The organism is Vibrio sp. 811 (assembly GCF_033339195.1).
This window is the reverse complement of sequence record NZ_JAWOUB010000920.1, coordinates 1-525: the sequence shown is the minus strand read 5'-3', so window position 1 is coordinate 525 and position 525 is coordinate 1. Positions and strand designations below refer to the sequence as shown.

Annotated in this window: 1 pseudogene; it reads right to left on the bottom strand. The window is 51.8% G+C overall.

What is annotated here, in order from left to right:
* Window positions 1-525 (bottom strand): annotated as a pseudogene (locus tag R7Q46_RS30130) (hybrid sensor histidine kinase/response regulator); the annotation flags it as partial.

The following is a 525-nucleotide window of genomic DNA, read 5'->3' as shown; positions in this document are numbered from 1 at the left end:
TACAACTCGGAAGCTTCATCAACGATGGTTGCGACTTCTTCAAGCTGCATATTTCTGCCTTGCAACGCAGAAGTAAGTACTAACTTAGCAGAAGAGGCACCAAACACCCCAGCCAATACGCGTTCAGTGTGACGAATCAACGAAGACGGCGCTTGTTGGTTCGGTAACAACTCCTCTCGCTGCTGGCTCCAATAGGCTTGGAAAGCCACTTTCACCCGAGTGCGGCCAACAAAGCGCGAGGCAAGCATTTCCAACTCAGCCACGGTAACTCGACTTTGATACAAGCTGATGTTTTCGCTTTCAGGCAGCGGTGTTCCGACAAAAGACGCCGACTGTAAGCGCTCACTTAGGCTTGGACGCGTCGCCAGAGACACCGCGACAAAACACACCGCGTTCGCCACCACACTCATGATCATGCCCCAATCCGAAATCGCAATGTCGAAGCTCGACAGCATCTCTGGCGGCGTGATTAACCAAATCAAAAAGTTGTTGCTGGCATTACCAGCCAACATGTCGGTTTGGCTC